General features: G+C 41.5%; 23 protein-coding genes. 18 read left to right on the plus strand and 5 right to left on the minus strand.

Annotation, left to right across the window (positions count from 1 at the left end; genetic code table 11):
* Window positions 1-29: 29 nt before the first annotated feature.
* Both R7E51_RS14645 and R7E51_RS14650 read right to left on the minus strand, forming a co-directional pair.
* Window positions 30-434: a PPC domain-containing DNA-binding protein gene (locus tag R7E51_RS14645; protein WP_017820229.1), complete on the minus strand. Its 405-nt coding sequence runs from the start codon at window positions 432-434 to the stop codon at window positions 30-32.
* A gap of 1 nt (window position 435) precedes the next feature.
* Window positions 436-1,011 (minus strand): TetR/AcrR family transcriptional regulator, encoded by a 576-nt coding sequence (locus tag R7E51_RS14650; protein ID WP_005375904.1) that lies wholly within the window; start codon window positions 1,009-1,011, stop codon window positions 436-438.
* A gap of 284 nt (window positions 1,012-1,295) precedes the next feature.
* Between R7E51_RS14650 and R7E51_RS14655 the strand changes: the two genes are divergently transcribed.
* The 3 genes from R7E51_RS14655 (at window position 1,296) to R7E51_RS14665 (ending at window position 4,091) form a co-directional block, all read left to right on the plus strand.
* Window positions 1,296-1,910, plus strand: coding sequence for a glutathione S-transferase family protein (locus R7E51_RS14655; protein WP_005387550.1), 615 nt, complete (start codon window positions 1,296-1,298; stop codon window positions 1,908-1,910).
* A 220-nt stretch (window positions 1,911-2,130) separates the two neighbouring features.
* Window positions 2,131-2,391, plus strand: coding sequence for a hypothetical protein (locus R7E51_RS14660; protein ID WP_017820228.1), 261 nt, complete (start codon window positions 2,131-2,133; stop codon window positions 2,389-2,391).
* Between the two features lie 29 nt (window positions 2,392-2,420).
* Window positions 2,421-4,091, plus strand: a complete 1,671-nt coding sequence (locus R7E51_RS14665; RefSeq protein ID WP_017820227.1) for a SpoIIE family protein phosphatase — start codon at window positions 2,421-2,423, stop codon at window positions 4,089-4,091.
* Window positions 4,092-4,161: 70 nt separating this feature from the next.
* On the opposite strand, the gene R7E51_RS14670 is transcribed toward R7E51_RS14665, so the two are convergent.
* The 3 genes from R7E51_RS14670 to R7E51_RS14680 form a co-directional block, all read right to left on the minus strand.
* A complete protein-coding gene (locus tag R7E51_RS14670; protein WP_025767706.1) occupies window positions 4,162-4,353 on the minus strand; it encodes a hypothetical protein in 192 nt (63 codons plus the stop codon).
* A 34-nt stretch (window positions 4,354-4,387) separates the two neighbouring features.
* The gene (locus R7E51_RS14675) at window positions 4,388-4,723 is read right to left on the minus strand and encodes an Hpt domain-containing protein (RefSeq protein WP_017820226.1); all 336 of its coding nucleotides are present in this window, start codon (window positions 4,721-4,723) and stop codon (window positions 4,388-4,390) included.
* Window positions 4,724-5,193: 470 nt separating this feature from the next.
* A complete protein-coding gene (locus tag R7E51_RS14680; RefSeq protein WP_017820225.1) occupies window positions 5,194-7,344 on the minus strand; it encodes a serine/threonine-protein kinase in 2,151 nt (716 codons plus the stop codon).
* Window positions 7,345-7,656: 312 nt separating this feature from the next.
* Here R7E51_RS14680 and tagH point away from each other — a divergent pair, with 312 nt between their 5' ends.
* Genes tagH through tssG form a run of 15 tightly spaced genes read left to right on the plus strand, consistent with a single transcriptional unit; the run spans window position 7,657 to window position 25,754 of the window.
* Window positions 7,657-8,850 (plus strand): type VI secretion system-associated FHA domain protein TagH, encoded by a 1,194-nt coding sequence (gene tagH / locus R7E51_RS14685; RefSeq protein ID WP_017820224.1) that lies wholly within the window; start codon window positions 7,657-7,659, stop codon window positions 8,848-8,850.
* Between the two features lie 11 nt (window positions 8,851-8,861).
* Window positions 8,862-9,317 (plus strand): type VI secretion system lipoprotein TssJ, encoded by a 456-nt coding sequence (gene tssJ, locus R7E51_RS14690; protein ID WP_017820223.1) that lies wholly within the window; start codon window positions 8,862-8,864, stop codon window positions 9,315-9,317.
* 21 nt (window positions 9,318-9,338) lie between these two features.
* Window positions 9,339-10,664 carry a type VI secretion system baseplate subunit TssK gene (tssK, locus tag R7E51_RS14695; RefSeq protein WP_080659252.1) on the plus strand — a complete coding sequence of 442 codons (1,326 nt, stop codon included), beginning with the start codon at window positions 9,339-9,341 and terminating at the stop codon, window positions 10,662-10,664.
* Between the two features lie 11 nt (window positions 10,665-10,675).
* Entirely contained in the window at window positions 10,676-11,968 is a 1,293-nt protein-coding gene (tssL, locus tag R7E51_RS14700) for a type VI secretion system protein TssL, long form (protein ID WP_206957561.1), read from the plus strand.
* Window positions 11,969-11,984: 16 nt separating this feature from the next.
* A complete protein-coding gene (tssM, locus tag R7E51_RS14705) occupies window positions 11,985-15,503 on the plus strand; it encodes a type VI secretion system membrane subunit TssM (RefSeq protein WP_017820220.1) in 3,519 nt (1,172 codons plus the stop codon).
* Entirely contained in the window at window positions 15,485-16,180 is a 696-nt protein-coding gene (gene tagF / locus R7E51_RS14710; RefSeq protein WP_017820219.1) for a type VI secretion system-associated protein TagF, read from the plus strand. Before tssM ends, tagF begins: the two co-directional genes overlap by 19 nt.
* Before the next feature lie 9 nt (window positions 16,181-16,189).
* A complete protein-coding gene (locus tag R7E51_RS14715) occupies window positions 16,190-16,984 on the plus strand; it encodes a PP2C family protein-serine/threonine phosphatase (RefSeq protein WP_017820218.1) in 795 nt (264 codons plus the stop codon).
* Complete coding sequence (gene tssA, locus R7E51_RS14720) at window positions 16,977-18,092, plus strand: type VI secretion system protein TssA (protein WP_017820217.1); 1,116 nt, start codon at window positions 16,977-16,979, stop codon at window positions 18,090-18,092. The genes R7E51_RS14715 and tssA overlap by 8 nt, the downstream gene beginning before the upstream one ends.
* 15 nt (window positions 18,093-18,107) lie before the next feature.
* A complete protein-coding gene (gene tssB / locus R7E51_RS14725; RefSeq protein ID WP_005387524.1) occupies window positions 18,108-18,638 on the plus strand; it encodes a type VI secretion system contractile sheath small subunit in 531 nt (176 codons plus the stop codon).
* Window positions 18,638-20,131: a type VI secretion system contractile sheath large subunit gene (tssC, locus tag R7E51_RS14730; RefSeq protein WP_005375950.1), complete on the plus strand. Its 1,494-nt coding sequence runs from the start codon at window positions 18,638-18,640 to the stop codon at window positions 20,129-20,131. The genes tssB and tssC (R7E51_RS14730) overlap by 1 nt, the downstream gene beginning before the upstream one ends.
* Window positions 20,132-20,183: 52 nt before the next feature.
* Window positions 20,184-21,695, plus strand: a complete 1,512-nt coding sequence (gene tssC / locus R7E51_RS14735) for a type VI secretion system contractile sheath large subunit (RefSeq protein WP_167416003.1) — start codon at window positions 20,184-20,186, stop codon at window positions 21,693-21,695.
* A gap of 10 nt (window positions 21,696-21,705) precedes the next feature.
* Window positions 21,706-22,500 carry a type VI secretion system accessory protein TagJ gene (locus R7E51_RS14740; RefSeq protein WP_017635622.1) on the plus strand — a complete coding sequence of 265 codons (795 nt, stop codon included), beginning with the start codon at window positions 21,706-21,708 and terminating at the stop codon, window positions 22,498-22,500.
* Between the two features lie 7 nt (window positions 22,501-22,507).
* Entirely contained in the window at window positions 22,508-22,972 is a 465-nt protein-coding gene (gene tssE, locus R7E51_RS14745) for a type VI secretion system baseplate subunit TssE (protein ID WP_017635621.1), read from the plus strand.
* A complete protein-coding gene (tssF, locus tag R7E51_RS14750; RefSeq protein ID WP_017820213.1) occupies window positions 22,969-24,792 on the plus strand; it encodes a type VI secretion system baseplate subunit TssF in 1,824 nt (607 codons plus the stop codon). The genes tssE and tssF overlap by 4 nt, the downstream gene beginning before the upstream one ends.
* A complete protein-coding gene (gene tssG / locus R7E51_RS14755; RefSeq protein ID WP_005375963.1) occupies window positions 24,789-25,754 on the plus strand; it encodes a type VI secretion system baseplate subunit TssG in 966 nt (321 codons plus the stop codon). Before tssF ends, tssG begins: the two co-directional genes overlap by 4 nt.

Here is a 25,754-nt window from a genome sequence, read left to right on the forward strand (position 1 = left end):
ACAGTACAGTATGGCTCTGGAGCTTTTTACTATTTGGAAGGATTCACTTGTAGTTCGGTATAGCCAGTCGAGTCGTCCATCGCCCTAGTGAACTCAAGCTCTGAGTAAGAATGGATGATCAATTCTGCGGTAGTATCAATCACTGTGCCTTCCTGCAAATGCCCACCCCAGACTTGTCCTTCACGATCAGACACTGAGATATGAACGTGCTGATGCTCAGGCGTTAGTGTCCCCATCACCGAGACGATTTCAAATGGCTCTTGTTTGGTTAACGTACTCTCTGCACCTGCCAAACGAAGGTTGAGGTCAGAGACACAGCCAACGCATGAGGCAATCGAGCCTGCTTTGATACCATGCTGCTCGACCAATTTCGCTAGGCTCAGCTTTAAGTCCATGCCTTTGGTAAGGCGTACTGCTATCACTTCAATCGACATGTTATTTCCTAATCAAAACCAGTAAGCAGGAAAGCGCGGTATCCAAGTCGGCATAACGTTTGGCTTTGCCAAGCACGCGCATGCCTTGCATGTTGTTGAGAACAAAACGAGCAAGCTCTTCTGGTTTCAGCGTTTTCGGCACTAAGGTTTCTTTTTGTGCATTGGTCAGCGCATCCGCAATGATGTCGATAAGATGGTCAAACAAAAAATGCCCTTTACGCAGTACATCATCGTCTTCACCAGCGTGCTCAATCAACGCATTTTGGATAAAACACCCACAGTTGCGTTTGCGTTGCAGCTCAGCAAAAGATTTAAGGAACGATTCCAACTCAGGTAAAGACGCATCGTCTTTTTCCAAATCATTCAGTGACGGTAGCGAGACCTTTTTTAAGTAAGTATCGAGCGCTTCGTAGTAGAGCTGTTGCTTGTCACCATAGGTGTTGTAAAGACTGAAGCGGTTGATGTTTAACTCGTCGGTGAGATCCGAGATCGACGTGTTCGCAAAGCCCTTGCGCCAAAACACATCCATAGCCACGAGAAGCTTTTCATCTCGGTCGAAGTTGGCTTTTCTTGCCATAAATTACCTGCCTGGGTCTGCTTATCGGGTAATTAAATTGCTTTGGAGGGATGGTACAGAGAACCTCTAGCGTTCGAACTGAACCAATATGATGAATACCCATCTATTCTTGGGTATCAGCCTCCAAATTCATGTGAACTCACAAACGGCATCAAAAATCTCGCTCAGCAAACAGACCCACAACTGTTTGAAAATTTTTGATAGTGAAGTTCTTGACTGATCGTTTATAAACTGGCTACAGTATATCCTAACCAATCGGTTAGAAAAAGATAAAAGGATGTGAAATGAAGCTCTATGAAACCGCAATGACTCCAAGTTGTAAGCGAGTTAGCATTTTTCTAAAGGAAATCGGTGGCGAGGTTGAGCGAATTGCGCTGAACGTTCGTGAGGGCGATAACCTATCTGAACCGTTTAAATCGAAAAGCGTGAACGGCAAAGTGCCTCTGCTGGAATTGGATGATGGTACGACGATCTGTGAAAGCGTTGCGATTTGTCGCTACCTAGATGAAGCGTTTGAAAATGATCTGGCGCTGTTTGGTGCTAACCAGCTTGAACGTGCTCAGGTGGAAATGTGGCATCGTGTGGTGGAGTTCCAAGGACTAAATGCGGCATTTCAGGCGTTTCGAAACATGACCGGAGTTTATGGAGACAGAGAACGTTGCGTTGAAGCATGGGGCGAAGAATCAAAACAACGCGTCTATGAATTTCTGCCTGTCTTAGACAAGCGGCTTGAACATAATTATTTTATCGCCGTAGACCATTTTACTATCGTCGATATAACAGGCTTTATTTTGATCAGTTTCGCAATTAAAGGCCTAGAAATTGATGTGCTATCGACGTCGCCAAACATTGCTCGATGGTATAACCAAATTTTAGCTAGACCTGCATTTCAGAGTTAATGTATTGCAGCGAGTGGATGATAGCTCGCTGCTACCACCTTACCGATTCTTAACTCAGCAGGATATTCAAATTTTTTCAGATTTTTCTTATTTTTTCTCCTATCGCCTATAATTGGAAAAACAACCTCAATTTGCTTCGTTGCGTTTTAGAGCCTTGGGCTCTTGGTCCGTAGACGCTCTCTTTCATCATGGAAAGTCTAATAATAGACAAGGAGAGGTCATGAGTATTCAAGTGAAAACTATCAATAATATTCTAATCGCCCTGTTAATGGTTTCGGTTTTTGGTCTATTCGCACTGTACCTCAATTACACACAGCAGAATGAACAGATTGAAAGGCTACAAAGTCAGTTAATCGAAAAAGAGCATCAGATACTAATTTCTAATGAAGCGTTGTCTTACACTCGATATCAACACCAATTATTAGCCGAAGACTACAGCCGTTTTAGAAATGAGCAGTCAGTGACTAGTGTTTTGCGTTAGCCAGTAAAGCAACCGTATTAAGGAGGAAGATGAAACCCATTCTTTTGGTCGATGATAGTAAAACAGTACTGCTTTACATCAGCAGTGCATTGGAAAAGCAGGGCTATGAAGTGGTTGCAGTTGAAGACGGAAGAGCGGCGCTTGAGGTGCTAACCCACCGCCCTGATATTCAGTTTGTGCTGAGTGATTTAATGATGCCTGGAATTAATGGTATTGAATTGTGTCGCCAATTAAAATCTAAAGTTAGCGAACGTTACATTTTCTTTGTTCTACTGTCTTCTAGAAATGACCAAAGTTCGATCGTGAAAGGCATTGATGCTGGCGCAGATGATTTCGTAGATAAGAAGACGTCTGTAGAGGAACTTCAGGCCAGAATCCGTGCGGGGTTTCGTACTTTAGAACTGCACAACAAACTCGTTGAGAGAAATAAAGAGCTAGATGCGGCCTATCAAACAATTCACCAAGACCTACAGTCTGCTAGTCATCTGATGGAGCAACTACTCCCTGCTGAATCAACTATCCAAAATATACAGTTTAGTTATGTCTACAAACCATGCTCCCAGATTGGTGGTGATATGTTGGGGTATTTGGAGCTCGATGAACAACATGTTGCGTTTTATGTATTTGATGTTTCTGGTCATGGTATTTCTTCAGCTTTGATGGCTTTTTCTATTCAACAGACGCTATCTCAAAGTCAGGGGCCTGATTCGATCACGATGGAGTTGAGAGATGACGGCTATTGCGTAAGTGAGCCTGCATCTGTGATTGAACGGCTAAATCGGCGTTATCAGCAAACTAGAAACAGTCAACTTTACTTTACTATGGCTTACGCCATTCTTAACACAAAATCAGGGCGACTTAGCTATTGCACGGCTGGCCACCCCAGGATCTTAGTTTGGCGAGCGAGTACGAAAACGATGGAACAGATAGGTGACGATAACTTTATCGTTGGTGCAATGCAGCCGATGGAATATATCGGTAACCAAATTAGTCTGGATGAGGGCGATGCATTGTGGCTTTATTCGGATGGTTTGATTGAAGCGAGGCAGGGTGAGGAGATGTTTTCACTACAACGATTGGCATCGAGTATAAAAGCTGTTTGCACGCTGACAGTTGAAGACCAAGTGGGAGACGTCTTTAAAAAAGTACAATCTTGGCATAGCGAAGATGAGTTTGATGATGATGCCAGCCTTTTACAGGTAAAATGGCATGGTGAGAGGCTCGATTTAAGGAAAAGAATGTCAAAGAGCGAATTTAAACGAACTTACGGGAGCTCCCTTACTCACTCACGAAGTGCGAGCAAAGACGTTGTTCGGTTTTTGATGGGTCATCAAATCCCCTTAAATGCAATTCAATCATTGGAGCTTTGTGTCGTTGAGCTCATGAATAACGCTTATATTCATTCTTACAGTGAAATAGAAGGCCTGCCAATTGAAGTGGAGTGTAGGGTTGGGGATGACCAAGTGTCCGGTTTCGTGGAACTGAGAGTCTCTGATTGCGGAGCGCCGATCAATGAAAAGACGTTCATCCAACATAAAAACAAACAGATTGAGGCACCTAACTTAATGGATGACGATAGTTGGTCCTCCTCTGGTCGCGGACTGATGTTAGTCGCTCAATTATCTGACCTGTTTAAATTGGAAAAAGGTTTCGAAAACAATACGTTTGTTGTAGTGAAAAGGAATAGGGAGAGAAACTAACAACCAAGCAAAGTCGATTTCCTTCACTTGGTCCCTAGCGTTAATCTGACGGTTGCGTTGTATATCATTGTTATTTTGTATTCGTTGTTGGTGCCGGTGATAGTAACGCCTCCAACTCTTCTGGTGTTAGAATATCACTGATGTTTAACATATTACTTTCATCATCTAGCGCCATCTTTGTACGGCTAAGTAAGTACCTTTTTTGAGTTGGTGTTAGGTCTTTGAGAGACTCAATCAACTCCCTGAAATTGCTATTATTCATTGCCATATTTCCCCCAGTTAAGCCTTGAATTTCTTTATTGCATATTCTTCAAGTAAGCGAAGATTTGTTGATTAATTGCAGCTAGCTCTTTAGTAACTATAGCTATATCTGAGCTATCTGGCGCTGTATCGTTTCTGGTTTTTTCTTCTATTCTTTGAAACGCAATGACCGCGGTGTCTTCTCCGAAACTCTCTAGAATGCCCTTTAAACTATGAGCTAATAGATAGAGTTCTGACCAACATCTGCTTGCATATAGCTCATCTATACGCTCTATATCACTCGTGTGATCTTCAAGGTATGTAGAAAAAACAGTGACGATGAGATCTACGTCGTTATCCATGTATGTATTGAGAACATCAAAATTAATCATGTATACCCCTATTAAACGTTGAGGTAGAGGAATGTTTCGGATAATGAAGGCTTAGCCGAAGGTATGAATGGCATAACCAGTATTTGAGCAGAAATAGTTTGCTTGTCGCTTGAGATAAACTTACAAAAAGAAAGTCATTGTTAAAGATATTTTGACTTATATCCAAACGGCAATGGTCGAAATGTTCCAAACGGCAATGGTCGAAATGTAGGGATGAAAAAACTTCAACTCGCGTGTTTTTAACACAAGTAGCAAAGGGGACGTTTCCACGTAAAACGCCGAGTCGGTAAGTGTCTTGCAGTCCTAGTTTAAGGCTATCGTTACATACGGACGCCAGACGTTCGCCAACTTTGACTATTCCTTCAGTCAAGGCTAACTCTCCTCATTAAGTACAAGTATAAACTAGCAATCTAGTTGCATATTGGCAAGTAATCTGCGGCAAAAAAGGGACTCGCGTCCCTTTTGTATTACTAGCTTTGCTTAGAGTCCTGTTCTATTTGCTTCATAAGCTCGTTGGCTTTCTTCATAGCGCGTCTTGCGCTTGAAGTCCTTCGCTTATTAAGTAGTATATCGGAGAAGCGTAAGTATTTATCAGCAGTTTTGAATCTTAAATCGTTAACATCCTGAAAACCAATAGGAAAGTTTTTCGAGAACAGATCCACATCCTTCACCAAGTTATCGAGATGAGTTGTCGTCCTTGCCTTTTCTAGGCGAGAATAAAAGTTTTCAAACTCTTCTTGGAACAGGATTCTAGCGGCATCTTCTGGAAACGGTAGAGGGCTGTTGGAATCTAGCGCTGTCTCATATAATTTCATTTCCAGCACTGCATCTTTCATCGCATTACTTATCTGTAAGTTCTCTTGATGCTCTTCTACGTTTGAAAAGAAGGTGTTCCCAACCTTAATAAGAGCAACAAGTGCAGCTGCGTCTTTCTTTTGGAGTGCTTCAGTGAGGTGCTGACCGAAAACATCGCTAGATAACGAACTTGGCGTGAAAGGATAACCTTGATGAATCTGATTTAACTCATCCTTGAGCTCATAGATGGATTTATTGCCGTCTTCTTTACTGTACCGAGACTTTTCAAGTTGACTGTTGATTTGCCTTGCTATCGAAAGTAACGTGGAGTGCTTGCTTGACTGAATATCTAAGGCAAGAACTTCTATTTTATGTGAGTCAGGGTAGTAGGTTTTTGCTTTATCAAGTATGGACTCAATTTCATCATAATTCGGGTAGTTGTTGGCATCAGAATTCAAAACCTGATCAATTTCAGATTCAAACTCGCTGAGAATATAGGTCTTGTGTAAGCGTAATAAGCCAGCCTTAACGACTGGATGTAAGCTTTTTTCACTATCAATCAGTGCCAAACTTTTTTCTGCTGGCGTATCAAGCTGCCACTCTTGTCCGGCAATTTGATCATTTTGCTTGCTAATAACGGTTTCCAAAGTTGCGATGGTTTCTTGTTGCTGCTGATAACCAAATACAATGCCGCTAACTAATAATATACTCGCTGCCGCGCCGCTAGCAATAGGCCAATAGCGCATATTCAATTTGCGTTTCAACTGCTCAGGGGTCAGCTCGTACGGAATGATGCCAGTTGAAAATACGCTTGAAAATATTGGCCACTTAGATGCAGGCATGTTAGTTGGTTTAGAGACCTTGATCTTCTTTTTGAGAGCTTCATTAACTGGAGTTCTTGCGTAAGGGTGTTTGCAACTCAATAACTCGTAAGCAATACAAAATAGAGCAAACATATCGTCGCTTAAGTTCGGTTCCTTACCGGATAACAGGTTGAGTGATGCATAGTTGGGAGTATAACCAAGCGTTTCAACATTTTCGGATTTACGTTTAGCCGCATATTGATCCTGCTTTAATTGATGAGTTTTAGATACACCAAAATCAAGCAGTTTAACGTTACCCTCAGACGTTAAAATCACATTAGCGGGCTTTAGGTCGGCGTGCACTACACCAAGAGAGTGAGCATATGAGAGTGCATCGAGTACCTGATTTAGGATTGATAAAGTTGCATTAAACTTCAGCCCATGGGGCCTAGAACGCTGTATTAAACTCTCTAATGTTTCTCCGTTAATATACTCCATAACTAAAAAGTATATTTCGCCATCAACACCAAAATCAAAAACCCTAATGATATTAGGGTGGCTTAACCTTTGAGTTTGTTGAGCTTCACGTATTAACATGCGTGCAGTCTCTGGTTGAGAAGCAAACTCTTTCTGTAATATTTTTAACGCAACGTAGGGTGTTTCTGAACCTGAAGATTCAAGAATCTTATCTTTAGCTAAGTAAACATCGCAAAGCCCACCATGCCCAATAACCGACTCAATTTCATACCGATTTTTAACGGTCGTTCCTATTAAGCTTTCGTTAATAACATCTTTGTTATTATTTAATGAGTCATCTTTATTGTTTTTTTTCTTATTAACTAACGGAGTGTTTTCTTTTTGAGACAGTTTTGTATTTGTTTCATTTTTATTTTTAACGGAGGTTTCATTATTAGTGAGTTTAGTTGTTTTAATTGCATTGTCTCGTTTTTGAGTCTTTACAATTTTAGTTTTATCTCCGCTTTCTTCGTTATTTATAGAATTGTTTTTATTACTGTCTTCCATCACAAGAACTCCGTATAAATGATGGGGGAATATATACCTTTCTGCTCAATGAAAAGTCATTATGTTAGAATTTCTCGGCCAAACTAACATTCGTTTTTTTATTGATGAAAGTCTAAGTGTCAAAAATTTGAACTTGGTTGGATAATTAAAATTGTTGAACAATACGTGATTGCTTTGATAAAAAAATGATTCATTATTCCGTGCATGATTTTCAATGGCAGTATTAAGGTTTTTATTAATCTTACTGTTAATAAGAAAGCGGTTAATAATAAAATTAAAAATAATATCTAGCAGGTCTTTGGCGAGGTTTACATGAAGTTGGTTTTAACCATAACAAGTTTTCACAAATTTACTCCAGAGATTGAGAGTGAGTTCGTGTTTGAATCAAGTGATGAACATGCCAAGGTTACATTTGGTAGGTCTGAACAATGTGATTGGACACTACCAGATCCTGAAAGAGTGGTATCCGGAACCCACGGAGAACTGATTAAGTTTGGTGACAAATACTTGATAAAAGACCTCTCAACGAATGGTACTTTTGTAAATAATGCTGTAACTCCTGTGGGTCAAGGAAATGAAATAGCACTAAGCAATGACGATATGGTTAGCTTAGGGGATTATCAAATTTCAGTTTCTGTTCAAACAGATACAGATGTATTCAGCCTTGAGACAAGTAAAAGTCTTTCTAGCGCCCCCCCTGAAGTAGTCTCAAGTCCATCGGAAGAGGAATTTGTTGACCTAGGCCTTAGTGCTAGTGAACTCTTAAACGAAAGTGTTCCTTCTGACTTTCAGCTAGATATTGGTTTAGTCGATGATTTTATTGATATCCCAAAGCCCAAAAAACAGAGCACCGTATCTGAAACTTTACCGAAAGTTAACCGACAATCAGAACACCTATCGACTCCCAACTTTGATACCAATGGGGGTGAACTTGCGGCTTTTGTTAGAGGGGTGGGTATAGATCCAATGATGATTCCCAGCGATAACCGAGAGGAATGGTTTGAACAACTGGGGGAGTCATTTTCTTTGATGCTAGTTGGTTTAATGGAAACACTGCATAACAGAGCAGTGTTTAAGCAAACAAATCGACTTAGTCATACCGCATTTCGTAAGTCAGAAAATAACCCTTTAAAGTTTTCTGCAAACTTAGAAGATGCGATTCATAACTTATATAACCGTCAAACGGCTAGCTTCTTAAAGCCAAATGCAGCCATTAAAGAAGCATTTAATGACATCGAAAGTCATGAGCAAGCCTTAATGAAAGGTGTTGAAGGTACGGTTTCGAGTGTTATGTCACTTGTTGAACCTACTTCTATATACTCAGATGCTTTAGCGAAAGACACGGTTATTAATAAGGTTATTCCAGCTAGAAAATATGCTCAAAGTTGGAAGAGGTTTGAGGATATTCATGAAAAGTTATCCGATGATATTATCAATAAAGAGTCTCCGTTCTATTTAGAAGACTTCGCTAAGCACTATGAATTAGCATTAAAAAACAAAGGCTAGGAATTAGGGTGATGAAAAAGTTTTACCAATATATTTTGTTATTAATTTCAATGGCTTTATTTGGGTGCTCAGCAGCGAACCTAGTTGTTGATCCATACTCAGATTTAGAAATAGCAGCAAGTCATAACATTAATCCTGATTCAAACGGCAGGCCTTCTCCTGTAGTGGTGTATGTATTTGAATTAACGTCAAATACCATTTTCGAAAGCCAGGACTTTTTTTCTATTTATGAAGAAAGTGAAAAAGTCTTAGGACCTGATTTAGTGAATAAATATGAAGTTTCATTAACTCCAGGTCAGAAAGAAACATATCAAGCAAGTATGTCTCCAAAGACAGAATATTTAGGCATTGTCGTAGCGTTTCGAGATATTGAAAACTCAAATTGGCGACAAGTCATTAAAGTGGATAAGACCGGTTACAACACATATCAAGTATTGTTAGAAGATCTGTCTTTGGTCGTTAAATAACGTTTAGTTGGCTAATTATAAATGACGCAATACTCCAAGACGGCTTGGTGCGAGGGAATGTTTTTACGTCCCCAGCACTTCCAACAACAAGAACGCGCAACCTCTCAAGAATTCAAAGGCTTACATCAGTTAGGTGGGGTTTACAATTGGGGAGTTTGCAAATGTCGAGTAAAAAAACACGCGCTAAAAGATGGTCTTATTGAACTTGAGCATCTTGAAGCTGTTTTGCCGGATATGACGTTGGTTAATACGTTAATATCCAACGATTCAGTTTCGCCTCTACTTATTGATAAAAACACTGAAAATACGTTAGTAAAAATAACTCTCCCTCTTTCAAGTGTTACAGGTAAAAACGTTTCGGATGTAAGCGAATCGATCGTCTCTCGTTATGTACTTCAAGATATCGACGTGATAGATAACCTTACAGGACAAGATGAAGAAACCATCCAAGTTGCAGCCCTCAACCTTGAGTTGAAAGCGAGTAATGACAAATTAGCGGGTTATGTGGAGTTACCTATCTTAAGGATCAAAGAGGTAACTCCTGAAGGGGAAGTTATACTAGACGATGAGTACGTTCCTCCGCTTATCAATCTCCTGAGCGATAAAGTTATGTCAGCTTATCTACGTAACGTTATCGCGATGACAAAGATGCGTGCTGACGTTATTGCGCAGCGCTTGATTAAGGGCAAATCTGCATCGGCATCTGCTGTTGATTTCATCATGCTCCAAATGTTGAACCGATATGAGGCGAAGTTAAAGCATTTCAGTGAGTTAGATAGGTTACATCCACTGGAATTAGCGACGACACTTAAAGGTTACATTGGTGAGTTAGCCACTTTTTCTAATAAAACTAAAAGAGTCCCAAGTTTGCTTGCGTATGATCACTTAGATGTATCAAGTGTTTATAGCGAGTTGAATCAGATACTCAGTCAGTACCTCAGTGTTGTTCTTGACCAAACTGCGACCAAACTTCCGTTGGAGCCTCGCCAATACGGTATTCAAGTGACGCCGCTTCCAGATAAACGCTTGCTTGAGTCATGCCAATTTGTGCTAGCAATTAAAGCAGATACCACAACAGATGAAATAAGACGCCTGGTCCCAGCGCAACTCAAGTTTGGCCCGGCAGAACAGATTCGCGATCTAATTAATAATCAGATCAACGGTATAAACGTAGTGCCGTTGAGTGTCGTCCCGAGACAGATTCCTTACCAAACGGGCTATGTCTATTTCGAAGTTGTCAAGAAAGGGCCATTTTGGATGAGGCTAAAAGATAGTGGCGGTATTGCGCTTCACCTATCAGGGCATTTTCCTAATGCTGAACTTGAGCTTTGGAGTATTAATCAATAGGCGCGCTCTGTATGGAACAAACGATAGTAAAACCAACACCGGGTGGAAGAGCACCCGCATCGAAACCACAATCAGAAAAGTTTGTGGATAATACCGTAGTTATCTCAAAAAGCCCTGAATTGGTGAACAATGATTCAGTGGTCGCTTATGGGAGTAACTCTCTACTAGCAGAGGCGAATGGCCTGTTATCTATTATCGGTCAAATTCGGTCGACAGCGACTCATTCCGATCCGTTGTTTCTAAAAGAGACATTGGCACAAAAGCTTAGAGATTATGAGAACCGATTACGTCAGCATGACGTTGATTTGGATACCATTGATACAGCTCGTTATTGTTTATGCTGTTCACTAGATGAAGTTGTCCTTAACACCAATTGGGGTGGGCATTCATTCTGGAGTCACGATTCATTACTTAGCTCCTTCTATGCTAGCAGTCAAGGTGGGGAAGCGTTTTTTAAGCATCTTGATAAGTGCATGGCGAAACCAGATGCGAACTTAGATTTGCTTGAACTAATGTATGTGTGCTTATCTCTCGGGTTTCTGGGTCAATACCGTTTAGAAAAAAATGGACTGGAATCGCACCGGAAATTGAGAAGACAGGTTATTGCTACTCTTAAGTCTTATGGGAGAGGAGTCCCTCAGGAGCTAAGTAATAGTATCGACCAACACATTTTGAATGGCTCAAAGGCTTCTGATAGAGCCCCTCTTTGGGTTGTATGTTCTGTAACGGCGGCATTATTGGTCTGCATATATATGTATTTTAGCTATGAGCTAAATAAGGCATCCAATCGCACCTTTTCTCAATTAGTCAATTTGATTCAACCGCAACAACTTAACCAAGATGCAACGTCAGAATCAAAATCAGCGCCAATTGCAGAAAAGATTTCAATGTATCTAGCAACTGAGATCGGTAAGGGGCTAATCAATGTTGAGCCGCTGCAAGACAGGGTAAGAATTTCGTTAAAGTCTCAAGATCTATTTGAATCAGGTAGTGCTGATGTTGTCGCTTACATCCAACCCGTTATGTCTAAGCTTGCGAGAACATTGGAGTCGACCCAAGGCAAGATCATTGTTACTGGTCACACCGACGATAGGCCTATTTTCACGAGTAAATATCCCTCGAACTGGCACCTATCATTAGCTCGAGCCACTGCTATGTCTGAACAACTGATCTCGAATAGTGCATTAGAAGGGCGAGTGATACCCGAGGGATTGGGGGATGCAAGACCATTAGTTGAAAACAGTAGTGATGAAAACCGAGCTATTAACCGCCGGATTGAAATCGACCTTCTTGTCGCGAATTAATAATAGGTAGATAGAGATGCGTATTAAAGAAATTGGCAGAATATTTACTCAAAGATGGTTTCTCGGTCTTATCGGTGTCGCTGCTTGTTCTATTTTCATTTGGGTTGTTGGTCCACTTATTGCGATAGCGGGATATGAGCCCCTAAAGAGTGACTTTCAACGGCTAGTCACTATTCTAGTGTTGGTGTTGCTTTGGGCGATATTTAACGTTACCAAGCAGCATAAGCAAAAGGTGAAAGAAGACGAAAGTATTCAAACGTTGCTTGAGGTTGATAGCCTATCAGATAAAGAAGCGGCAAGTGAAATTGACTTAATGCGCGAGCGTATTGAGCAAGCTGTCAAAGTAGTGACGAAAACACACAAAGGCAAGAGAAGCTTGTATGACTTACCGTGGTATGTGTTGATTGGCCCTCCTGGAACGGGGAAAACAACCGTATTAAAGCAGTCGGGGTTAGAGTTTCCATTAGGAGACAGCCTTGGCTCTGACTCTATTGCCGGTGTAGGTGGCACTCGCCACTGTGATTGGTGGTTTGCAAATAAAGCAGTTCTTATAGATACGGCTGGCCGGTATACGACACAAGACAGTCAAGAAAAGGTCGACTCTAAAGCGTGGCATGGTTTCTTAGGATTGTTGAAAAAGTATAGAACGCAAAGACCAATTAATGGTGCGATTGTTACGATAAGTTTAGCCAGCGTGATGTCTCAGACTCGAACCGAGCGAAGTCTTCATGCTCGAGCAATTAAGTCGAGACTTCAAGAACTGAAAAACCAGTTAGGCATGCAGTTTCCGATTTACGTATTGCTCACCAAAATGGATTTAGTTGCCGGTTTCAATGAGTTTTTTGCCGATTTAAGTAAGGGAGAGCGAGAGGAATTATTTGGTTTCATGTTCCCTCGTGAAGTGGATGATGAAAGAGGCGTTATTTCTCTATTCAACAAAGAATTTCATGGCATGTTGGAGCGCCTTGATGCCCGTATGCTTAGAATACTTGAAACAGAGGACGATTTAGATAAACGCGCGCTTATCTTTGAATTTCCAAAGCAATTAAGAGTGCTACAAGCTAATCTTGACGAGTTTTTAGCTGAAATTTTTGCACAAAACAGTTTTGAAGAGCCTGCCTTGATTCGTGGTGTGTTTATGTTGAGTTCGGTTCAAGAAGGCTTACCAGTCGATAAGCTGATGAATGAATCAACCAATGGACTTGGGTTAAATCGATTAGCTCTAGCAAAGAGTCAGACTGGTTCTCATAGTTATTTCGTAAAGAATCTTTTTGACAAGGTTATTTTCAAAGAGCAACTGTTAGGAACAGTTAATCGTCACTATCAAAAGCAGTCAGGTTGGATGCGTCGAGGTGTTTACATTGGGTGTACAACGCTACTGCTCGGAGCTTCTTCGCTTTGGTTTATGAGTTATAAGTGGAACTCACAGTTAATTGTCGACACCAATGAACAAGCTAGCCATATTGATGCAATGATTGGCGCTCAAAGTTTAGATTTTGAAGCAGATATTGTTTCAGCTGTAGAAACATTAGATAGGTTGATGACGCTTCCTCTCGGAAAGCAAAGCGACTACGGTGATGCCGACTCTGTAAAGAGGTTTGGTCTCTATCAGGGAGACAAAGTGTCTCAGGCGGCAAATAATGCATATTCTGATGCTTTGACCCAATATTACGCCCCTCTGCTTCTTGATAGCTTGGTGTCAGAAATGGAGAGCAATCAACAGCACCGTGAGTATTTGTACGAAACGTTAAAAACGTATTTGATGTTATTCAATCCAGACAAATATCAACAAGATGAAGTGTTGGCTTGGTTTAACTTTTATTTCGAACGTCAATATCCGGGTGAGCTAAACGCAGACTTAAGAAGACGCTTGCTACAGCACACTCAATATTTATTAGGCAACGATGGACAAGGCTTTACTTACAACACTGCTGCTGTGACGAGTGCTCGAGAAGTGTTGACTCAAATGTCTCTACCTGAACGTGCTTATCAGCGAATGAAAATACAATTTTCTAATAGTCATGTACCTTCATTTCGCTTGACTGATGTATTGGGACCTAAAGGGCTTGAGCAGTTCGAGCGAGCTAGTGGAAAACCGCTATCACAAGGCATTTCGGGTTTCTACACGTACAATGGTTTTCATAGCATTTTTCAGATTCAGATCAACCGTACAGTAAAAAGCCTAATGGAAGAGAACTGGGTTTATGGTGACGATCTTAAGGCCCATGAAATTGATCAAGATAGTGCCATCCAAGGCGTTCAGTCTCGATACTATCAAGATTATGTTAATGAATGGAAAACGTTGATCGAAGATATTCAATTGAAGCAGGCTCCGAGCCTAGAACTTGCGACAGAGCAAGCGAGGGTTTTATCTGGAGTTGAAAGACCAATCGAATCTTTGTTGAGAGCAATCCAAAAAGAGGTTGCTCTATCAAAAGTATCATTGTCAGAAAATCAAAAAGCCGCTTCTGAAGTTGCTGGTAAAGTTGCCAAAGTTAAGTTTTCAAATACGGCAGATAGACTAGACATGTATTTACCTGAAGAAAACGGTTTCAATGTTGCTCTGCCAGGTAAAGAAGTCGAATCGCATTTTTCAGAGATCTTACGCCTTGGTGAGCAAGACTTTGATGATATTCAACAAGCAATGGTTAACTTGCGTTCGTATTTAAGTGACTTATCAAGCTCTGGTAACAATCAGAAAATTGCCTACAAAAGTATTTTAGATGGAACCGTTACACAAGATGTCGCAGCTTCCTTTGCTCGTGCTAAAGAACTTTTGCCGAGACCATTTAATCAATGGCTAGGTGAGCTTTCTCAAGAGTCGGTCAAGTTTGCGGAGAGCGGTTCGAAGGATCATCTAAATCAACTTTGGGTAACACAAGTGGTGCGCCCTTATCAGCGGACTATTGCTGGCAGATATCCATTCGAGCCCAATGCGAGCAGAGAAGTCAGATTGAAAGACTTTAAGCGATTCTTTGGTTATGGAGGCACGCTTGACGCATTCTTCCAAGAATACCTCGAACCGTTTGTGGATACTTCGAAAAGTCGTTGGCGATTAGAAAAGGAAATTGGAGTTCGTCCAGAAACACTAATGGTCTTTCAAAGAGCGCAACGTATCAGGCAGTCTTTCTTTGAATCTGATAATTCCTTACGCGTAGAGTTTGGGATGAAGCCTGTTTATCTAGACCAGCACATTACTCGATTTGTCTTAGAGTTGGGTGGACAAGATTTGGTTTATAAGCATGGACCAGCAAGAGCTAAATCGTTGAGTTGGCCTGCCGGTCAAGATCAGACTCGAATTGTGTTCACACCACCTGAATCTAAACGCGAAATTGCGCATACCTATGAAGGTGAGTGGGGCATATTCAAGCTTTTGGATCAATCACTTAAAGCAAGGCCAGAATCGCGTAAAGACAATATAGTTATGATTGATTTAAAGGGAAATAAGGTGCAGCTAGAGCTTATTCCTTCTAGTGCCATTAATCCGTTTTGGTCAAATGAAATGGAGAGGTTCAGATGTCCACGAACCTTATAACATCAGGCTGGGGCTATATCGGTAAAATGCCTGCAAAAGGGGACTTTGTGAAAGATGGTTTATCACAAGATTTCTCGGAGCGTTGGCATGATTGGCAACAGGCGGTTATTGCAGTCAGCAGGGAACAACTGGGTGAAAGCTGGAATGAGCACTTTTTAACGGCTCCTGTGTGGCACTTTGCTTTGGATATTAGCTATTTAGAAGACTCAACCTACATTGGTAGCATGATTCCTAGTGTTGATGCATGCGGTAGATACTTTTTCTTTACTATAGCTCGTGCCGTAAAAGGTGAAGCTGCGCAATATTGGGGTGACAGAGCTTGGACAGAGGACAGTGCCGCTCTTGCTCTTTCAGTACTTGAGGACGACTTTGTCTTTGATGTTTGGCATAAGAGTACTCAAGAAAAAAATGACCTCGTTGCGAATGTAACAAGTGAAGTTAGGCCTCTAGAGTTTCTTTATCAAAGCCAAATATCTACAGTTTTTCATGATCACGGCAATACTGATCAAAATACGCTTTTGAATTACCTCATTAAAGAAAGATTGAGTAAACCATGTTTTTGGTGGACTGAAGGTTCAACGAAGGTTGAACCATGCATGTTCATTACTAGTGGATTTCCTTCAATTGGTCAGTTTTCAGCCATGCTTGATGGCGGCTGGAAAAAGTGGAATTGGTAGGATAGAAGAATGAATTGGAACTATTTTACCTTTGCTAAATCGCACGCAGGAAAAGTACGCCCTTATAACGAGGATGCTCTGTTGGATATGACAGAGCAGCATATTTGGGTGGTTGCCGATGGAATGGGTGGACACAGTGCTGGCGATATAGCAAGCCAGATGCTAGTGGATAGAGTCGCGCGCCACATGCAGGATGTCTCCAATACTAATATCGATGATATCCGAAGAGTGGTTCAAGAAGCGAACTTAGAAATTTACCAATACGCACAAAATCACTTAGACGGTAAAACGATGGGAACAACACTTGTTTTGTTGTTTATTCAGGATGGGTATTACCACTGTCTTTGGGTGGGGGATAGCCGAATTTACCAGCTTAGAAGTGGTAATTTTGTCCAAAAAACACGTGATCATAGTCAAGTCATGGACTTAGTGGATCAGGGCTTATTGGCATTTGAAGATGCCGAATCTCACCCTCTTGCAAATGTTATTACCAGAGCTGTTGGGGTCGACGAAAGTGTCACTATTGATCAAGTTTCAGGGCAGTTGGCTGACGGCGATCAGTTTCTACTCTGTAGCGATGGACTCTCTAAGGAACTTACGAGTGATGAAATTCATCGGACATTGTATGCAGACTCAGTCAACCAAGCTGGATTAGCGCTCATGCATTCGGCTTTGGTTCGGGGCGCAAGTGATAACGTAACTTGTGCTTTGATCAAAGTTCGCCAAGCGCAAACGGAGTGCGAAACAGTAGCTAGAGAAGACGCGACAATACCTGTCTTTCTAAGAGGGAGAGCTTATGAGTAATGAAATGTTTGATTGGTATGAACAAGCGTTGGCTCCTATATCTCAAGAAAATCCTACAGGTGTTGATCCTAGAGAGGATGTATCACCACAGTCTGCTTACTATCGGTTGAAAGATCAGCGTATGGCCGCCCGCAACGCTGAACGTAATGCTCTTATAGAAGAAGAAAGTATCTATACCCACAGTAATTTATGGCGAGTATTTATTGAAGATGTCCCAGAAATACTCACGAATCAGTCTAAAGATTTGGAATTTGTTGCCTGGCTTATAGAAGCCCTAACTCGATTGTATGGTTTTCGTGGTATGGGCGTTGGCTACAAACTCGCAACCAGTTTAATTGAGAACTTTTGGGATGATCTGTACCCAATGCCTGATGAAGATGGTATTGAGACAAGAATATCGGCGATTATTGGCCTCAATGGTATCGATAGTGAAGGAACACTTATTTTTCCAATTGCTTGTATACCATTGACTGACTTAGGCGTGGAGCAAGCTTATGCCTATTGGGAATATCAGCAAGCTATAGAGCTTGAGCGCTTAGACGAAGATAAGCGCCGAAATCGAGTCGAGCTTGGGGCTGTTGAGCTATCTGAAATTATAACTACGGTTAAGTCGACTTCTGATACGTTTTATCGAGAATTAATCACGGATTTGGAGTTCGCTACGGAATCATTTAATGAATTCAGTCAGCGATTAGATGAAGCGGTCGGTGATGTGACTCCTAGTTCTTATATATCAAAAAGACTTGAATCAATACACTCGGCATTAAGGCACCTTCTTGGAGATCGTTTTAATCAACCACAAGCAGTGATTGAAGAGCTAGAGGATCTTGATGAATCTTCTTCTGAACAACCGTTAAGTTCACAAAGTTGTGATGCATTATTAGCGACAAACATGAAATCACGAGAGCAGGCAATTAGACAATTGCAGCAAGTAGCTGATTTCTTCCGAGAGAGTGAACCTCACTCACCAGTTTCTTACTCCATCGAACAGATCATTCGTTGGTGTGGGATGCCTCTGCCGGAGTTACTGGCGGAACTTATCTCCGACGGGGATGCAAAGAAAAGCTACTTCCGTTTGGTTGGCATAGCAGAACAAAATGAAAATTAATAAAGGGAGAATGGTATGACGAGTATCCACTCGAAACTATCACGAGTACGGAAGCCTCGTGTCCACATTACCTATGATGTTGAAACTGAAGGTACAACTCTTAAGAAAGAACTGCCTTTTGTTGTAGGTGTAATGGGTGATTTCGCTGGTCAAAACACAGAAGCGTTGAAGCCATTAAAAGACCGCCGTTTTATTCAGATCGATCGAGATAACTTTGACGATGTACTCAAAAAAATGAATCCATCGGTGAAGTTTAAAGTTGCGAATAAGCTTGCGAATGACGATTCACAGTTTGAGGTCGATTTAAACTTTAAATCAATGCAAGACTTTGAGCCTGCTGCGATCGTAAATCAAGTTGATCCACTACGCCAATTGATGGAAACGCGTAATAAACTGCGTGATTTGATGACAAAAGTTGACCGCTCAGAAGAGCTTGAAAATATCCTAGAGGATGTTTTGAACAATACGGACAATCTGGCAAGACTTGCAGGCGAGTTAGATCTTGACAAGAAAGCGAAGTCAGACAGTACTGAAGGAGCGGAATAATGACGACTGAAGCTGAAAAACAGTTAGATCCAACAGTTAATGAACAGACAACTTCATTCTTAGATCAAGCTATTGGTGCGACTAAGCAGACCGAAGCTTCTCGTGCTGAGGAGCTGATTAAAACGCTCGCTGAAGAAGCAATGAAAGGGACAGTTACTTGGAACAAAAACCTAACAGTAACTTTTCGTGAAGCGATTAATTTGCTCGATAGGCAGATTTCTGATCAGTTGTCTGAAGTAATGCATCACCCAGAATTACAGAAACTCGAAGGTTCTTGGCGCGGCTTAAATTATCTAGTGATGAATTCAGAGACCAGCTCTACTCTGAAAGTTCGCATGATGAGCATGACCAAGAAAGAGCTACATAAAGACTTGAGCAAAGCTGTTGAGTTTGATCAAAGCCAGATCTTTAAAAAGGTTTACGAGTCTGAGTTTGGTAGTGCTGGTGGTGAACCGTATGGTGCATTGATTGGAGACTATGAGTTTACCAACCACCCAGAAGATATTGAGTCGTTACGCCTAATGTCAAATGTAGCGGCTTCTGGCTTCTCTCCATTCTTGTCCGCGGCTTCACCAGCACTATTCGGCTTTGATGAGTGGACTGAGCTGTCAAAACCACGCGACCTAGATAAGGTATTTGAATCACTAGAATACGCCCAATGGCGTTCGTTCCGCGAGAGTGCCGATTCGCGCTTCGTTAGTCTGACGATGCCAAAAGTCCTTGCTCGTTTGCCATACGGACAAGCTACCGCTCCAGTCGAAGAGTTTGGGTTTGAAGAGTTCGAAGTAGATCCTGTTTCAGGTATTGCTGTTAACGCTGAACATAACGACTACTGTTGGATGAACTCTTCGTATGTTCTTGGTGTTAAGTTAACCGACGCATTTTCAAAATATGGATTTTGTACTGCCATCCGTGGTGCAGAAGGCGGTGGTCGAGTGGATAACTTGCCAACGCATTTCTTCATGAGTGATGATGGCGACCCTGATATGAAGTGCCCAACAGAGATTGGTATTACCGACAGACGTGAGGCGGAGCTTGGTAAGCTTGGTTTCTTACCGCTTTGTCACTACAAAAACACCAACTATGCAGTGTTCTTTGGTGCGCAAACCTGTCAAAAACCAGCGAACCATGAATCCCCTGAAGCAACGGCCAATGCGGCCATTTCTGCCCGCCTACCTTATATGATGGCAACATCTCGTTTTGCGCATTATTTGAAAGTAATGGCTCGAGATAAAATTGGTAGCTTTATGGAAGCAGAAGACGTTGAGTCTTGGCTGAACCGCTGGATCCTAGGTTACGTCAATGCTTCTGAAGGCGGTGGTCAAGAGATCAGAGCGAAATACCCTCTAGCAGACGCTCGTGTTCAGGTTAAGGAAATTCCTGGCGCACCTGGTTCTTACAATGCCGTAGCATGGCTGAAACCTTGGTTGCAAATGGAAGAACTGACGACATCTTTGCGACTTGTGGCCAAGATCCCTCAGTCAGGTGGATAAGAAATGAATTGGCTGGTCGAAAGGCCAGCCATGACCAATCTTTATGTTCTAGATGGAATTAGCAGTGTCACTTAACTTTCGCGACCCTAGCAAGCTAAAACATGAGTTCAGTACCGGAGGCTACGCTGAACTTGATAGCCCGTGGTTGACTCGATTCAATGAATCTTCTGATCTTGTAGCGTCAGCGCGAATTTGGTTAGAAGGTACACGTTCAAGAGATTTGGACAGCTTTCGTCATAGTGTGATGAACACAATTAACCGCATTGATGAGCTATTAGAATCTCAACTCAATGAAATATTACATCATCCTGAGTTTCAACAGCTCGAAAGGGGGTGGGTTGGAGTTAGGTATTTATGTGAACAGGTTGATTCTCGTTCATCGGATTCTGTAAAAGTTAAGGTTTTAACGGCGACATGGAATGAAATCAGTAAAGATGCTTTAAAAGCCATCGAGTTTGACCAATCAGCACTATTTAAGTTGCTCTATCAAAATGAATATGGCACGGCAGGGGGAGAACCCTTTGGTGTGGTGGTTGGAGATTATCAGCTTCGCTGTGATCCTAGTAAAAATTATTTTGATAGAGATCTGTCTGTGTTGAGTAAGATCTCTCAGTCTGCAGCTGCAGCATTCAGCCCATTTATCATGTCTGCGTCGCCAGAGATGTTTGGTGTTGATAGTTTCGCTCAACTCTCTGCGATAAGAGATATAGCAGCCCAATTTGAACAGGAAGATTATGCAAAGTGGCGTAGTTTGAGAGACAACGATGATGCTAAATTTATTGGTTTGACTGCACCTAACGTCTTGTTCCGTCAGCCATACAAAAGTGATGGCTCGCGGAATGATAAATTCAACTTTCAAGAACACATCTACGACTCCAACCGAGATTTGCTGTGGGGGAGTAGTGCGTACTGTTTTGCTGCCGTATCAATTAGAGCATTTCAGGAACATGGTTGGTTCACGCATATGCGAGGGATTAAACAAGGCGATTACAGTCAGGGTATTATCGTCGCTCCTACAAGGAGCACGATGCGTGTTAATGGCAAGAATGATCGTGAAAGATGTCCGTTAAACTTGAAAATCACTGAGAGAAAAGAACAAGAATTGTCTGAGTGCGGTTTTATTTCTATTTCTCCAATACCTGAGACTGATATGGTAGGGATGACCTCGAATGTATCTCTCTACAAGCCCAAACAATACGCAGAAAAGCATATTTCAACGAATGCAAAACTGACATCGATGTTGCAATACACATTGTGTGTATCGCGAGTCGCACATTATCTCAAGGTTATGGGGCGTGACAAAATTGGTGGGTATCAAGACGCAGAAAGCCTAGAGCGTGACTTTCAACGCTGGTTACATCAGTACACTACCGCATCAGATGAAGCGTCTGATGAGCTTCGAGCTAAATACCCCCTAAATGAAGCGAAAATTACAGTTCGAGAGAAAAGAGAAACTCCTGGACATTATTACTCAGTTATCCATTTGCGACCGCATTTTCAACTCGATCAAATGGTATCTAGCATTAAATTAATTACCGAATTATCACCAGAGCACATGGTGTAAGGAAATAACAATGACTCAATGGAAAAATGCTTTGTCCCAAGGCCTATTGCAACACGCTCTAGAGCAATTAATTGATGAAATTAAAGCAACCCCTAAAGATGCGAGCTTGAGAAGTTCCTTCATTGAGCTTCTTTGCATTGATGGGGACTTCGAGCGTGCGGACGCTCAGCTCATGCAATCGATTAAATTGTTTCCTGAGTATCTGCCTGGTGCAAGTCAGCTACGACATTTAGTGAAAGCAGCTCAAGCTAGAAAGGATTTTATCAATGGTGCGGCTAGTGCCAAAGTATTAGGTGATGAGGAATTAACTAAAGAGCTTGTTCGATTTAATCTTGCTCTCGGAAATCAAGAGTACGAAGAAGCGTCACGTCTATCGCATCGCATTGAAGAGCATCGCACTATTAAAGGGTTTAACGTAAACGGCACAAACTACGAAGATGCTAGAGATATTGATGATCGTTTAGGTGGTTACATTGAACTGTTTTCTACAGCAGGTAACTATTTTCTTGTACCCATATCGAGCATCCATACGCTAGAAGTTAAAGCACCTACTTCTTTGTTAGAGAGTATTTGGCGACCTGTCGAGTTTGATATCGATGGACTTGGTGAAGGCGAAGGCCATATGCCGTTGACATATGTTGACTCAGAGACCGATGCGCAAAAGTTAGGTCGAGAAACGGATTGGAAGCAGATTGGTGAGCAAGAATCTTTTGTTGGCTTGGGTCAAAAATGTTGGTTAGTCGGTGACTCAGCGCTTCCAATCTGTGATTTGACTACATTATTAGAACAGAAACAAATAGCGTAGAAATATCATGTCGTTAACCGTTTCTCTGCTCGACAAATTGATAGATAGTGATCCTCTCACTCGAGATGAGAAAGACTTCCCTGCAAGCCAGCAACAGATGTTGAGCAGCTTACTTAGAGATCTAGAGTCGATGCTGAATAGTCGTATTGGATGGAAAAATATTCCTGATGATCTTCTAGAGGTTCGTTATTCAATATTGAACTATGGGCTGCCAGATTTTTCCTCAATGCCCTATAGCAGCCAAGAAGGGCAGAATCAGCTTTGCGACATCGTTCATGATGCAATTAAAGAGTTTGAGCCGAGGTTAAGGAACCCTCATGTCCAGATTTCGGACGAGAAAAACGCTATTGATAGGGTATTGAGGTTACAGATAAATGCCACTTGCTTAATTGATAACAGTATTCATGAAGTGCGATTCAATTCTGAAGTAGAGCCGGTAAATTTAGGTATGAAACTGAGTAGAGCAAAATGAGTGAAGAGTTTCTCAAGTACTATAATCGCGAGTTAGCTTATTTGCGTCACAAAGGGCAAGAGTTTGGTGAGCAGTATCCCAAGATTGCCGCGAGACTTCGTATTAGTGAGGAACAGGTTGACGATCCACACGTAGAAAGATTGTTAGAAGGCTGCGCATTTCTAACAGCAAGGATTAGACAAAGCTTAGACAATAGTTACCCTCAGTTTACAGAGTCTTTGATGGGACAGTTATATCCGGATTTTCACGCCCCAATCCCGTCAATGTCAGTCATTAAAATGAGCTGTTCTAACTCCACTTCCTCTTATTTTGATGTAGAAGAAGGCGAGCGAGTTGTTATCGGTGCTACTGGATATCATGAATGCGAGTTTAGAACTTGTTATCCGGTCAGAATGTATCCTGTTGATGTGACCTCTGGCGTTTTTAAAAATGCGCCTTTCAAGCCAGTTGGCTCACGATGGGAAAGCAATGCTCATTCAGTTTTGAAAGTACAGCTCACGGCTCAAGATGAAGAGACTCCTCTTGGTGAAATGGGGATAGAACGGCTGCGCTTCTATTTAAACGGTCAATCTCAATTGACTTTTAAGCTCTACCAAATGCTGTTTCAAAACCTAATTGGTTTATCTGTTGTTGTGGATGGCAAAGAAGTTCGTCCTTTAACCAAAAGACATCTTTCTGAAGTAGGATTTTCAGAAGATGAGAAAGTTGTGCCATACAGTAAAAGAAGCTTTTCAGGAGCAAGATTACTTGTTGAGTATTTGCACTTTCCTGAGAAGTTTATGTTCTTTGATATCACCGAACTTGGATTATCTGAGCTAGATCTTGGAGAGCAAGTCGAACTGTATTTTTACTTTGATACCAACGATGACTGGCTTCCAAAGCAAGTGGACGAAGAAAGCTTAATGGTAGGTTGTGTGCCTGTAATCAACTTATTTAAAAGTATTATGGAGCCTAAGCGTATTCTACCAACTGAATACGATTACCACTTGTCTCCGCAATACCAAGAATCTGAAAGTAATGAGGTTGTCTCAATTTCTGACGTAACGTTGAGAAACTGGAACAAAACGTACCACAATTTGCCATGTTATCACGCTGGTGAGCACACGCATTATACAAACACTAGTGAGATTTATTGGTTGATGAGACGTGAGGATAAGAACTGGGCTGGTGGGTATGATGAGCCAGGTAGAGAAACTTACATTTCTTTTGTTGATAAAAAACATCAATTGTTCAGCCCGGATAGCCGGGAAAACTGGTTAATGTACGTGGAAGCTGAGTGCTGTAACCGCAACTTAGCGCAGAAACTTCCATTTGGAGGTGGGCTGCCGCAAGTATCTTTACCGGAGGTAAATGACAATTTCGAATCTGTTCGTTGTTTAGTTTCTTTATCAGAAACTATTCGGCCAGAAATGGATGAAAGCACACGATGGCAGTTAACTAAGCTTTTAACTTTAAACCATTTTACCGAGGAAGATGGTTTAGCAACTTTGAAGCAGACCCTTAATCTCTATGCATTTTCTGGGACAGCAGAAACGAAAGCGGTAATCGATGCTTTAACTAAGTTAGAGTTTGAGCCTACTACAGGAAGAATTAGTCAGAAAGGCAAAGTTGGATTTGCGCACGGTATAAAAATTATTTTGACGGTTTCTGATCAAATTTTACCTAAAGAGCAGATCTTTCTCTTAGGTAGTGTTTTATCTGTTTACTTCTCGCAATATGCTGAAATTAACATTTTTACGCAGTTAGAAATAAGAATTAAGTCCACGGGAAAGTCTTTCCACCTATGGCCCGCATTAACTGGCGATAAGGTGTTGCTATGAGCGCGGAACAATTTTATCGAGAATTAAAGCAACATCCATTGTTTGAAGCGATTCATCTTATTGAACACGAAGTTCTGCAAGCAGAGGCGCAAATAGGAACAGATGCGTTACCGAAGCATGAAAAGCTAAACTTAAAGGTTAATCCATCATTAGGTTTTGAAAATGCTCAGCTTTGTGAACTGAAAAATATAGATGACAGCAAGTTAGAGATTGAGACCAATTTAATAGGCCTAACGGGTGAGCAAGGTGTGCTTCCCCAGCACTATAGTGAATTAGCTTTACATCGCCAAAAAGAAGGCGATACGGCTATGGTGGACTTCTACGATATTTTCAATCATCGCTTATTATCTCTTTATTATCGATGTTGGCAACTGAGTCAGCTGACTGTTCAGTCTCGTGCGCATGCGCAGGGCGCGCGTTCGCCGTTAGAAAGCTGTAAATCGGCATTAACTGGGAAAGGGAGTTCACTGTCCCGGCACTATGGTGGTGTGTTTGCTTCACCAGTGAGAAGTAAAGGTGGACTGAAAAGTATTCTTGAATGTTTATCTGGATGCCAAGTAAAAGTTCATGAATTTCAAGGACAATGGTTACACCTTACGAAAGAAGAGCAAACACGCCTTGCATCCCGAACTATGCCTGAAGGGCAGTTTGCTCAACTTGGTTTAGGAGCGTCTTTGGGTTCGAAAGCATGGAACATCAACGCGGGGACAACAATAGAATTTCTGCCAAAAGATAAACAGCTAGTTAGTAAATTGCTTCCTAACCAACCCAATATAGCAATCATTAAGAACGCTGCTTATGAGTTGATTGGAAAACATAAACAACTGAAGTGGCAGCTCACCACCAAACATAGTTTGCTACCACAAGCTTGTTTATCGAAACAGCAGGGGCAGTTAGGTATTGGTTCTGTGCTTAAAAAACACGAACGTACAAAAGATCGAACTATAACAATTACTATTTAA

The organism is Vibrio sp. Vb1166 (assembly GCF_033338695.1).
Lineage (GTDB): Bacteria > Pseudomonadota > Gammaproteobacteria > Enterobacterales > Vibrionaceae > Vibrio > Vibrio alginolyticus.

Coding starts and splice junctions, on each gene's coding strand:
- R7E51_RS14645 (WP_017820229.1), bottom strand. CDS start 434: ATGTCGATTGAAGTGATAGCAGTACGCCTTACCAAAGGCATGGACTTA.
- R7E51_RS14650 (WP_005375904.1), bottom strand. CDS start 1,011: ATGGCAAGAAAAGCCAACTTCGACCGAGATGAAAAGCTTCTCGTGGCT.
- R7E51_RS14655 (WP_005387550.1), top strand. CDS start 1,296: ATGAAGCTCTATGAAACCGCAATGACTCCAAGTTGTAAGCGAGTTAGC.
- R7E51_RS14660 (WP_017820228.1), top strand. CDS start 2,131: ATGAGTATTCAAGTGAAAACTATCAATAATATTCTAATCGCCCTGTTA.
- R7E51_RS14665 (WP_017820227.1), top strand. CDS start 2,421: ATGAAACCCATTCTTTTGGTCGATGATAGTAAAACAGTACTGCTTTAC.
- R7E51_RS14670 (WP_025767706.1), bottom strand. CDS start 4,353: ATGAATAATAGCAATTTCAGGGAGTTGATTGAGTCTCTCAAAGACCTA.
- R7E51_RS14675 (WP_017820226.1), bottom strand. CDS start 4,723: ATGATTAATTTTGATGTTCTCAATACATACATGGATAACGACGTAGAT.
- R7E51_RS14680 (WP_017820225.1), bottom strand. CDS start 7,344: ATGGAAGACAGTAATAAAAACAATTCTATAAATAACGAAGAAAGCGGA.
- tagH (WP_017820224.1), top strand. CDS start 7,657: ATGAAGTTGGTTTTAACCATAACAAGTTTTCACAAATTTACTCCAGAG.
- tssJ (WP_017820223.1), top strand. CDS start 8,862: ATGAAAAAGTTTTACCAATATATTTTGTTATTAATTTCAATGGCTTTA.
- tssK (WP_080659252.1), top strand. CDS start 9,339: ATGACGCAATACTCCAAGACGGCTTGGTGCGAGGGAATGTTTTTACGT.
- tssL (WP_206957561.1), top strand. CDS start 10,676: ATGGAACAAACGATAGTAAAACCAACACCGGGTGGAAGAGCACCCGCA.
- tssM (WP_017820220.1), top strand. CDS start 11,985: ATGCGTATTAAAGAAATTGGCAGAATATTTACTCAAAGATGGTTTCTC.
- tagF (WP_017820219.1), top strand. CDS start 15,485: ATGTCCACGAACCTTATAACATCAGGCTGGGGCTATATCGGTAAAATG.
- R7E51_RS14715 (WP_017820218.1), top strand. CDS start 16,190: ATGAATTGGAACTATTTTACCTTTGCTAAATCGCACGCAGGAAAAGTA.
- tssA (WP_017820217.1), top strand. CDS start 16,977: ATGAGTAATGAAATGTTTGATTGGTATGAACAAGCGTTGGCTCCTATA.
- tssB (WP_005387524.1), top strand. CDS start 18,108: ATGACGAGTATCCACTCGAAACTATCACGAGTACGGAAGCCTCGTGTC.
- tssC (WP_005375950.1), top strand. CDS start 18,638: ATGACGACTGAAGCTGAAAAACAGTTAGATCCAACAGTTAATGAACAG.
- tssC (WP_167416003.1), top strand. CDS start 20,184: ATGGAATTAGCAGTGTCACTTAACTTTCGCGACCCTAGCAAGCTAAAA.
- R7E51_RS14740 (WP_017635622.1), top strand. CDS start 21,706: ATGACTCAATGGAAAAATGCTTTGTCCCAAGGCCTATTGCAACACGCT.
- tssE (WP_017635621.1), top strand. CDS start 22,508: ATGTCGTTAACCGTTTCTCTGCTCGACAAATTGATAGATAGTGATCCT.
- tssF (WP_017820213.1), top strand. CDS start 22,969: ATGAGTGAAGAGTTTCTCAAGTACTATAATCGCGAGTTAGCTTATTTG.
- tssG (WP_005375963.1), top strand. CDS start 24,789: ATGAGCGCGGAACAATTTTATCGAGAATTAAAGCAACATCCATTGTTT.